Here is a 9,607-nt window from a genome sequence, read left to right on the forward strand (position 1 = left end):
CAAATCAGCGGGTTTCGAACCGTATCGGCCGACGATGCAGCTCGTCGCGCATCGCACGGCGCAACGTTCGCGGGGCGATCAATGCCCCATTGCCGGTCCCGCGCCTTTTCTCGGCTTCGTCACCCACACCAGCACGGCCAGTGCGATGAACACCACGCTGGAAATGCGGAAGAAGTCGTTGGTGGCCATCATGTAGCCCTGCGTCGTCACGACGTCGTTGAGCCTGGCAGTCAGGCTCTGGCCCGCGTAACCGAGGCTCGCGAGCGCATCCTGGTAGGCGACCGTGTTCTGCGAATACGGGCTCACCGATTCCGACAGCACGGCGTGATGGTAGATCGCGGCGTCTTCCCAGAACGTCGTGCTCACGGCCGTGCCGATCGCGCCCGAGAGCGTGCGCAAGAAGTTCGACAGACCCGAGGCGCTGGCAAGACGCTCGTCGGGAATGCTCGAGAGCGTGATGGTCGTCATCGGCACGAAGAAGCAGGCCACGCCGATACCTTGCACGAGACGCGGCAAGATCACGTGGTTGAACGGCACGTCCAGCGTGAAGGTGGAGTTCCAGAGCGAGACGAGCGCGAACACGATGAAGGCCAGGCTTGCGACCATGCGCAGATCGAGCCGGTGCATGTTGCGCCCGATGAGCGGCGAGAGCACGAGCGCGAGCAGTCCGACAGGCGCGGTGGCGAGGCCCGCGAGCCCGGCCGTGTAGCCCATGACCGTCTGCAGCCAGAGCGGAAAGATCACGACCGAGCCGAAGAACGCCATGAAGCCGAACGAGATGATCATCGCGCCGAGCGCGAAGTTGCGATCGCCAAAGAGCGATAGATCGACCACGGGCTCTTTTTCCGTCGCCTCCCAGACGAGCATGAACGCGAGCGACACCGCCGCGACGATGGCGAGCGTGACGATGAACTTCGAGTTGAACCAGTCGCGGTCCTTGCCGAGGTCCAGCATCATCTGCAGGCACGACACGCCGATCACGAGCAGCGCAAGACCGACGGCGTCGATGCGCTGCTTCGTCGTCTTCGTCTCGCGGCCGCGCAGCAGCAGGAACGCGCAGGCGCCCGAGAAAAGACCGATCGGCACGTTGATGTAGAAGATCCACGGCCAGGTGTAGTTGTCCGTGATCCAGCCGCCCATCACCGGGCCGAAAATGGGCGCGACGATCACGGTCATCGCCCAAAGTCCGAGGGCGAGGCCGCGTTTGGCGGGCGGGTAGGAGCGCATGAGGATGGTCTGCGAGAGCGGCACCATCGGCCCGGAAACGAGCCCTTGCACGAGACGGAACGCAATGAGCGTCTCGAAGTTCGTCGCGAAACCGCAAGCGGCCGACGCCACCGTGAAGAGCAGCACGGAGAGCGTGAAGAGGCGCACTTCGCCCACGCGGCGCGCGAGCCACCCGGTGAGCGGCACCGCAATCGCGGAAGCGACTGAATATGACGAGATGACCCACGTGCCTTCGCTATTGGCGACGCCGAGGTTGCCCGAGATGGTCGGCACGGCCACGTTCGCGATCGAGGTGTCCAGCACTTCCATGAAGGTGCCGAGCGCGAGCCCGACCGTGAGGAGCGCGAGCGTGCCGCCGGAAAACGATGCGGATTCGGCCTGCGCGGGCGCCGCGGGGGAAGCTGCCATGTTCCGTGTCCTTGTTTGACCGGCTGGCGCGGTTGCATCAAAGCGGCCGCGCGGGCCGGTTGCCATTTCGTGTCTGTGCATTCTCTGCCCAGACAGTGAAATTTCCAAAATAAAGCGCGTGCTGCGCTGCCGCGCGACGCGCCGTTTTTATCCGTCTATGCTAGCGCTCGCCGTCTTCCTTCCCCGGCGCTTGCTCGCCGTGGCCGGGTTCATCGATGGACGCGCAGAGCGGCGTAGTCGAGCCGTCATTGGCGATGAAGCGCTGCAGCAAGTGAACGAGCGTCGCGACTTCCTCGGGGGCGAAGCCGCGCAATTGCTCGGTCATCACCGACGCGATCAGATCGGGCAGTTGCTGCGCCGCTTCGCGGCCTTGCCCGGTGAGCGCAAGTTCCACCACGCGCCGGTCCGACTGGCTGCGCTGGCGCACAAGAAACCCCTTCTTCTCGAGACGGTCGAGCATGCGGGTCATGGAGCCGGTGTCATAGGAGAGCACGCGCGACATCTCGTTGGGCGTGCGGGCGCGCTCGAACCACAGCAGAAGAATCACGCCGATTTGCGACGACGTGAGCCCGAGCGGCGCAACCGCGCGGTCCATGCGCCCGGCGAGCACATTGCGCGCGGTCGAGAGGAAATAGCCGAGACTCGGCTCCACGCCCATCCTGGCCGGAACGGAAAGACCGTCGCTCATGGCATCGCCTGGCTGCATCTCAAAAAAACCGGCGAATTATAGCCGGTTGCTTCCCTGCTCAGGCAGATAAATCGGGGGACGGATCGCAAGAACCCGAAGAGGCGATGGTTGCCACATCGGCGCGAAAAAACAACAGATCGATTGATGCAATGCAAAGTATGTTGTGACTTGATTGCATAGTCAATATTATGACAGGCAAGCACTCGCAGGCTTTTCCATTCTCCGCCGCGCCTTCATTCCTTCACTCGCCACACCATGCTTTATCTGATCAACGCGCTCGGCGGTCTTGGCCGCTCCGTCACCGGCACCGCCCGTCTCGCGTTCGCGAAGGCCGGCGCGTCGTCGCGCTGGCGCAAGCTCGCGTTGTATGCAGCCATGTTCGCGCTGCCGGGCGGCTCGATCGCCGTGGTCGCCATGGTCTGGGCACGACGCCGGCGCGCGCGGCATGAAACGGCGTCCGCGGGGGCAGTCGTTCCGGCTGCGGCCGCGGCGCCCGTATGCGGCGGCGGACAGCTCGCGTGTCGTGTGTCCAAACGCCGTCGTAACGACGCGTAACCTGTGCGTGTCGTCGCGTAACACCCGCGAACCCCTCTCGCGCGTAAGCTTCCGGATTCCGCGTAACAAATAGCACGTGCGCTACCATTGCCGCAGCGCGACAACCCCGTGCGCGCCCGGCCGCCTGACCGTGCGCCGGTTGCATCGACAGGAATCCTTGCATGCCTTGCCGTTTCGTCCGCCCCGGCGCAGCCGCCGGGGCCGTTGCGCGCCGCGCGCCCACGTCTTTTTTCACACTGGCCTTGCTGGGCGCGGCCGCCGCACTCGCGTTTGAGCTGACGGGCTGCGCCGTCGGCCCCGACTATCATCGGCCCGCCGCCGACGTGCCGGCTTCCTACAAGGAAGCGCCCGAGGGCTGGAAGGTCGCGCAGCCAGCCGATACCGCCGACCGCGGCGCCTGGTGGCTCGTCTACGACGACGCGCAGCTCAATGCGCTAATGGATCAGCTCAACGCCGGCAACCAGACCGTCGCGCAATACGCTGCCGCCTGGCGCCAGGCGCGCGCGCTCGTGGGCGAGGCGCGCGCGGCGTACTTCCCCGTGATCAGCGGCTCGTTCTCGGGCACGCGCTCGCATACGCCCACGCGCGTGTCCAACTCGAGCGGCGGACTCTCGAGCGGCGACATCGCGAACAACGTGAACCTCGGACTCGACGCCACCTGGGAACCCGACCTGTGGGGCAAGGTGAGCCGTACGGTCAGCTCGCAGGAGGCGAGCCAGCAGGGCGCGGCCGCCGATCTCGCGAATGCGCGTCTGTCGGCCCAGGCCACGCTCGCGCAGACGTACTTCACGCTGCGCTCGCTCGACGCGCAGCAAAAGCTGCTGGACGACACGGTCGTGGCCTACCAGAAGTCGCTGCAGCTCACGCAGAACCAGTACGCACAGGGCGTGGCGGGCCGCGCCGACGTGATCCAGGCGCAAACGCAACTGCAGTCCGCCCAGGCCGCCGCGATCGACAATGGCGTCGCGCGCGCGCAGGACGAGCATGCGATCGCCGTGCTGGTTGGCCAGCCGGCTTCCACCTTCTCGATCGCGCCGTCGCCGCTCGCCGCCACGCCGCCCACGGTGCCGCTCGCAATGCCTTCGGCGCTGCTCGAACGCCGGCCCGACATCGCCTCGGCCGAGCGCAAGGCGGCCGCCGCCAACGAGCAGATCGGCGTCGCCATCGCGGCGTACTTCCCGACGCTCACGCTTTCCGCGAGCGGCGGCTTCGAAAGCTCGGTGTTCTCGCAGTTGCTGCAGATGCCTTCACGCTTCTGGACGCTCGGGCCTTCGCTTGCCGGCACGATCTTCGATGCCGGCCTGCGCAAGGCGCAGACCGAGGCCGCGCGCGCCGCCTACGACCAGCAGGTGGCCGCTTACCGGCAAACGGTGCTGGCCGCGTTCCAGGACGTCGAGGACAACCTCGCTTCGCAGCGCATCCTCGCTCAGGAAATCGTCGTGCAGCAACAGGCGGTGGAGTCGGCGCAGCACGCGCTCGCGATCGTGACGAACGAGTACAAGGCCGGTACGACCGATTTCCAGAACGTGCTTTCCTCGCAAGCCACGGCGTTCACCGCGCAGCAAAAGCTCGTAAGCATTGGCGGGCAGCGGATGGTGTCGTCGGTGGGGCTCGTGAAGGCGCTGGGCGGCGGCTGGGATGTCTCGCAGATGGACCGCGAAACCGGCAGCGTGGCCGCGCCGGCCGCGGCTTCGGCAACTTCGGCGGCCTCCGTGCCGGTGTCCGGCACGCAATCGCAGTGACACGCGCGAGCCCGCTCACGCGGGCGCGCACCGAAGTCAGCGCATGAACGTCAGCGCGACGGTTCCCGGCGAGACCGGCCGGCCGAGCAGGTTGAGCAGCCCGGCGAGGTTCTCGCGCTGATCCGGCGACGCGCTCGCGGTGCCCAGAAACGACGCCGACGCGCGCGAAAACGTGCCGTGCCCGTCGAGCATGAGCGGTCCTTTCCGTGTCGAGAGATCGAGCGTCGACGACGCGCCCTGCGCCTGCAGCACCACCTGGTACGTGCCGAGCGGCTTCACGAGCGACACGCGCGAGCTCATGTCGGCGAGCGACACGGTCAGGCGGCCGAACGCGTCCGTGCCGAAGATGCGCCACGGGCTCCATTCGAGGCGCACGTTGCCATCCAGATCGAGCGTATTGAACGGCGCGCCGAGGCCCGCGAGCAGCGAAGCGGGCACGGCGATCGCGCCCGCGCTCACGTTCGCGCCGCGCGGCGACGCCTCGACCGTCACCGCATCGGGCATCGCCTCGGTTTGCGACATCTCCATGCGCACGCGCGCGACGAAAAGCGGCCAGAACGCCGTGCGCCAGACAATGCGCCCCGGCAGCAGCGTCGCGCCGCTCGCGTCGCGGCCGGCGGCGAGCATCAGCGTCGCCGAGCCGTGCCAGAGCGAGCCTTGCGGATCGACGAGATTCACGTGCCCCTGGGTCGCGCGCGCGAACTGCGGCGCGATCCAGGCCGCCGGCAGACGGGCGAGCAGCACCGCGCCGCTCGACAGCACGCCCACGATCAGCCAGGGCAACGCGGCGCGCAGGCGCCGCATCCAGTCACTCATTGCGTCGTTCTCCGGGCAGGCGTCAGCGCGTGTTCGCCGGTTGCAGCGAGGCCGTGATGTCGACCTGGCCGTCAGCCTTCAGCGCGCTCACGTGCGCCTCGACCACCTGCACCTTGAACTGCTTGCGCACGTCGTCGAGCCACGCGGTCCACGCCGCAAACGACGCGTTCTTCATCTGCACCTGCACCGTCGCGCCGATCAGCTGGACCTGGGCAGCCGTCAGCGCGTGATCGGACAGCGAGGCCGTCAGCGCGTCCTTGAGCGCCTGACCGCCGGGCGCCACGCTCGCCGCGGCGCCGGCAAGCGCGCGCGACTCGTCGGCCTCGGCCGTCATCTGCGCAAGCTCGCGCTGCATGCCGGGCAAGCTCTCGCGCAAGCGGGCGCGGCCGTCGGATGCCGGCTGCCACAGCACCGACCAGCCTATCGCCAGCGCCAGCACCGCGCCGCCCCACGTGAGCAGCGTCTTTTCGCGCACCGAGCGCGCCTCCCAGAACCCGGTCCAGGCCTCGGACCAGGCACCGCCCACAGCCGTTGTCTTCACGATGCGCTCCTGATGGTCCATTTGCCGGTGCTCGCGTCCGTCGTGCCCGCGAGGCCGTTGCGCGCGAGGCGCTTGACGAGATCCGCGTCGACGTTGACGCCGGGCTTGAAGGTCACGTCCAGACGCCGGTCGTGATAGTCGAGCGCCGCGATGCCGTTCGAGGGCACCGGGCCAAGCGAGCGCGCGAGGCCGTCGGAGAGCGCGAGGAAGTCGTCGCGCGAGGGCTCGCCCGCGGCGAGGCGCAACTGCTGGAGCTGGCGCGCCATCTGGCCGGCGGGGTCGAGCACGACCGTCGTTTTCGGGAACGCGTTGAGGAGCAGTTCGGTCATCTGCGCGCTGATGGCGTCGCGCTGACGCGCCATCATGAGCCACTGCACGTTCGCGCCGACGATGGCCACGACGAGCGACGCCGCCACGAGCGCGATCGGCACGCGCAGGCGGCGCAGCGTCGCGCGGTCGAGCCGCCACGGCTGCGAGGCGAACTCGAACTGGCACAGGTCGAAGCGGCAGGCCAGGGCGCGGCGCGCGAGCGCCTCGAACGTGAGCGTTTGCGCGCCGGGCAGCGCGGCGGACAACGACGCGCGTGCGGCGGCGCTGGCCGGCTCGCCCGGCAGACTGGCGAGGACGTAGCCCGAGACCGGCGCCGCGCCGGCGAGCGCCGAAACGGTCGCGGCGACGCTCGCGGCCGGCACCGCGAAACCCTCGGCCAGCGCGCCGCGCACGATCGCCAGTTCGAGCGCCGCGTCCGCCGTGGCGGCCGCCGGCTCCGGCGCGGCGCCGGGCAGGAGCGCCGGCGCGGTCGATACGACGTGTCCAAGCACGCAGGCGGTCACGGGTTCGAGGGCGGGAACGTCGGCACTCCCGGCACCCTCGGCATCGGTGGCGATCGAGCCCGGCTCGGCGGGCCCGGCCGTCTTTGGCGCCTGCGCCAACGGCAGGCAGCGCGCCACCGGCACCGCGCGCAGATTGCGGTGCCCCGCGGCGGCGAAGCCCTCCACGAGAAAGCGGAACCAGCCGCGATCGATGGCGACGACGACCTGGCGTCCGTCGGCGAGGCGCTGCGGATCAAGCGCGAGGTGGCAGGTCTGCGCGTCCTGGATCAGATGATCCTCGACCACGTTCGGCAACGCCTGGCGCAGCCGGGGCCCCTTGAGCGGCGGCACGGCGGCGGCGAGCGTGAGCAGGTCGCGCGCGGCGATCAGCAGGACGGTGGCCGAGGCCTTGGGCAGCAGCCCGAGCGACGCACGGCCCGCACGCTGCGTGTTGCCCGCCTTGTCGAGCAGCACGAACGGCAGCTCCGGCAGTTGCCATTCCTGCGAGTGGACCGCCGGGTCGCGCGGCGGCATGAGAACGATCAGCGTGCTCAAACGCACCTCTTTTCGATGTTGATCGGGGACGGGTTCATGGTTCGTCGCTGACGCGCACGATGCGCGTCGTATGGGTGAGCGGGTCGCGCCAGACGAGCGTCGTGCGGTCCACCTCGGCGCGCTCGTGCTGCACGCGCCCATGCACGAGAAAATAGCTCGTGTTGACGTCCATCTGCGTGGTGTCGATCGAGACCTGGTTCACGCCGACGCCTTCGAGCGCGAGCTGCACGTCGCCCACATTGCGGAAAAACACGTTCTGGCGGTGCGCGACGAGAGCTTGCGCGCTCGACAGACTCATGCCCGTCACCATGGAGGCGATCACCTCGGCGCTCGCCGTGTTCATGTTCACGGGCGTCACCGTGGGCAGCACCGTCACGAACGGGCGCAGCCGCGCGACGGCTTCGGGCGTGAAACCGGGCACGTCGAGCAGGGAATCCACGCTCGTCATGAGGAGCGGCGCGACGCCGTTGTTGTTGTCGGCGTCGGCAAGGCCGGGGTTGTCGGTGAAGTTGCCGCCACCCGCCGAGCCGCCGCCCGCCAGAAGCTGGGTTTGCGAGGCGCCGCTCGCCGCCGTGCTTTGCGTCTGGAAGCGCGTCGCCGAGTAGGCAAGGCCCGCGCGCAGGTATGCCGCGGCGTTCTTCGCGAGTTGCGGGTCGATGCCGAGAATCTGCAGGAGGCGCGCGAAGGCCTCGATTTGCGTAACGTTCAGCTGCAGCGAGCCGGGCGACGTGGTCGCCACGAGATCGCGCAGATTGAAGCGCGCCTGCGCGTCCTCGATCGCGCCCGAGAGCCACGTTTCGGCGCCTTCTTCCGCGCGCACCTCGCCGATCTGGCCGAGAAAGTCGGAGAGCCGCGTTTTCGCGAGCGGCACGCCCCACGCGCCGCCCAGATAGGTGATGCCCGCCGACGTGTCCGCTTCGGAGCGCAGCACGAGGCGCGTCCAGTCGAGCGACGCGCGCGCGATCCATTGCGCCTGCGCCAGCAGCCGCTGGTTCTCGATGCGGCGCAACTGCACCTGCTGACGCCAGAGCATGCCCGAGACGAGAATCGCGGAAAGCGCCACGACGAGCAGCGCGCTGATAATCGCCGCGCCGCGCCGTCGCCTGCTTGCCGGCGCGTGAGCGCGCGTCGATCGCCTGTGAGGAGCTCGTTGTATGCGCAACGTCATTCTCCCACCAGGAAGATGCGCGTCACGGGCCGCTCGAGCGAGCGCGAACTCACGCTCACCTGCACGCCCGTCACCGCGCGCGGCAAGGGGGCGTTGCCGAGCTGCGGCACCTTGAGGCTGTTGGCGTTGCCGTTGAGCTGCGAGCGCACGTCCTCCATGTTCGAGGTCCAGCCGGTCTTCGGCACGTAAAGGCGCGCGCTGATGGCACCCACGCCGCGCATCATCGGCAGCGCGCTCCAGTCGTCGCTCTCGCCGCCGCGCAACGCGCGCCGCAGCTCCCCGAGACTGGCCAGCGGCGGCGACGCATAGCGCACCACCTGGCCGCCCGTCACGCGGTAACGCACGACCTGGAGCCGCGGCGCGGCGCCGGGCGGCACCGCGAATGCGCGCACGATCTGCAGCGCGCCGCCGCCGAGCGAAATGGCGGGGCCCGCTGCTTCGTCGTCGGAAACCGCCTCGCGTGCGTCGATGCGCATCTGGTCGAACATCTGCGCGAATACGCGTTCTTCGGCCATCGAGCGCGTGATGGTCTCGCGCCCGCGCACGATTTCGTCGAGCCCGCGCCACGAGAGGATCGCCACCACGGCCATGATGGCGATCGCAACGAGCAGCTCGATCAACGTGAAGCCGCGCGGGCGCCGCGCGCGGTCACAGCGAGCGGTTCGTCTCATTGGCGAGCACCGTGACGAGTTGCGCGAGATTGCCGGAGCGGCCGGGCGTCGTCACCGACACCTCCACGCGGCGAAACACAGGATTGGGCGTGGTCGCCACGTGCTGCGTGCAGGTGAGCTGCAGATTGCCCTGCGAACAGTCGAAGCGGCTTTCGCCCACGTCGGGCCACGCATGCGCGAGCCGCAGCTGCGCGAGCGCGTTGTCGGCGCTCCAGCCCGCGAGCAGGCGGTCGTGCAGGTCGGCCTCGCTCGCGGCGAGGCTGCCCACGGCGCGCAGCGAAGCGGCGAGGGCGATCGCGATGATTGCGAGCGCAACCAGCACTTCGATCATCGTGAAGCCGCGCCCGTTGCGCGCGCGCGGCGGGCGACCCCGCCGGGCGCTGCGGCGGCCCTGGCTCGCACGCGTTTCGCTACGCATCGGAAA

10 protein-coding genes are annotated in these 9,607 nt (G+C 68.9%); 2 read left to right on the forward strand and 8 right to left on the reverse strand.

Going from position 1 to position 9,607, the window contains the following annotated elements; all coding sequences use genetic code 11:
• Window positions 1–78: 78 nt before the first annotated feature.
• Both BLU17_RS19285 and BLU17_RS19290 read right to left on the reverse strand, forming a co-directional pair.
• Window positions 79–1,635 (reverse strand): DHA2 family efflux MFS transporter permease subunit, encoded by a 1,557-nt coding sequence (locus tag BLU17_RS19285; RefSeq protein ID WP_091999788.1) that lies wholly within the window; start codon window positions 1,633–1,635, stop codon window positions 79–81.
• Window positions 1,636–1,795: 160 nt separating this feature from the next.
• Complete coding sequence (locus BLU17_RS19290; RefSeq protein WP_091999790.1) at window positions 1,796–2,323, reverse strand: MarR family winged helix-turn-helix transcriptional regulator; 528 nt, start codon at window positions 2,321–2,323, stop codon at window positions 1,796–1,798.
• A gap of 255 nt (window positions 2,324–2,578) precedes the next feature.
• Between BLU17_RS19290 and BLU17_RS19295 the strand changes: the two genes are divergently transcribed.
• Window positions 2,579–2,878: a hypothetical protein gene (locus BLU17_RS19295; RefSeq protein ID WP_091999793.1), complete on the forward strand. Its 300-nt coding sequence runs from the start codon at window positions 2,579–2,581 to the stop codon at window positions 2,876–2,878.
• 161 nt (window positions 2,879–3,039) lie between these two features.
• The gene (locus tag BLU17_RS19300) at window positions 3,040–4,620 is read left to right on the forward strand and encodes an efflux transporter outer membrane subunit (RefSeq protein WP_091999796.1); all 1,581 of its coding nucleotides are present in this window, start codon (window positions 3,040–3,042) and stop codon (window positions 4,618–4,620) included.
• 36 nt (window positions 4,621–4,656) lie between these two features.
• Here BLU17_RS19300 and BLU17_RS19305 read toward each other — a convergent pair whose 3' ends face one another.
• The 6 genes from BLU17_RS19305 to gspI are packed head-to-tail and all read right to left on the reverse strand — an operon-like array spanning window position 4,657 to window position 9,601.
• Entirely contained in the window at window positions 4,657–5,436 is a 780-nt protein-coding gene (locus BLU17_RS19305) for a type II secretion system protein N (protein WP_091999799.1), read from the reverse strand.
• A 22-nt stretch (window positions 5,437–5,458) separates the two neighbouring features.
• Window positions 5,459–5,998 (reverse strand): type II secretion system protein GspM, encoded by a 540-nt coding sequence (gene gspM / locus BLU17_RS19310; RefSeq protein WP_091999801.1) that lies wholly within the window; start codon window positions 5,996–5,998, stop codon window positions 5,459–5,461.
• On the reverse strand, window positions 5,974–7,344 hold the full coding sequence (gene gspL, locus BLU17_RS19315; RefSeq protein WP_091999803.1) for a type II secretion system protein GspL: 1,371 nt from the start codon (window positions 7,342–7,344) through the stop codon (window positions 5,974–5,976). The genes gspM and gspL overlap by 25 nt, the downstream gene beginning before the upstream one ends.
• A 34-nt stretch (window positions 7,345–7,378) precedes the next feature.
• On the reverse strand, window positions 7,379–8,512 hold the full coding sequence (gspK, locus tag BLU17_RS19320; protein ID WP_091999806.1) for a type II secretion system minor pseudopilin GspK: 1,134 nt from the start codon (window positions 8,510–8,512) through the stop codon (window positions 7,379–7,381).
• A complete protein-coding gene (locus BLU17_RS19325) occupies window positions 8,509–9,183 on the reverse strand; it encodes a PulJ/GspJ family protein (protein ID WP_091999808.1) in 675 nt (224 codons plus the stop codon). The genes gspK and BLU17_RS19325 overlap by 4 nt, the downstream gene beginning before the upstream one ends.
• Window positions 9,161–9,601 (reverse strand): type II secretion system minor pseudopilin GspI, encoded by a 441-nt coding sequence (gene gspI, locus BLU17_RS19330; RefSeq protein ID WP_092000038.1) that lies wholly within the window; start codon window positions 9,599–9,601, stop codon window positions 9,161–9,163. The genes BLU17_RS19325 and gspI overlap by 23 nt, the downstream gene beginning before the upstream one ends.
• Between the last annotated feature and the right edge of the window lie 6 nt (window positions 9,602–9,607).

This window comes from Paraburkholderia lycopersici (assembly GCF_900096975.1).
Classification (GTDB): Bacteria; Pseudomonadota; Gammaproteobacteria; order Burkholderiales; family Burkholderiaceae; genus Paraburkholderia; species Paraburkholderia lycopersici.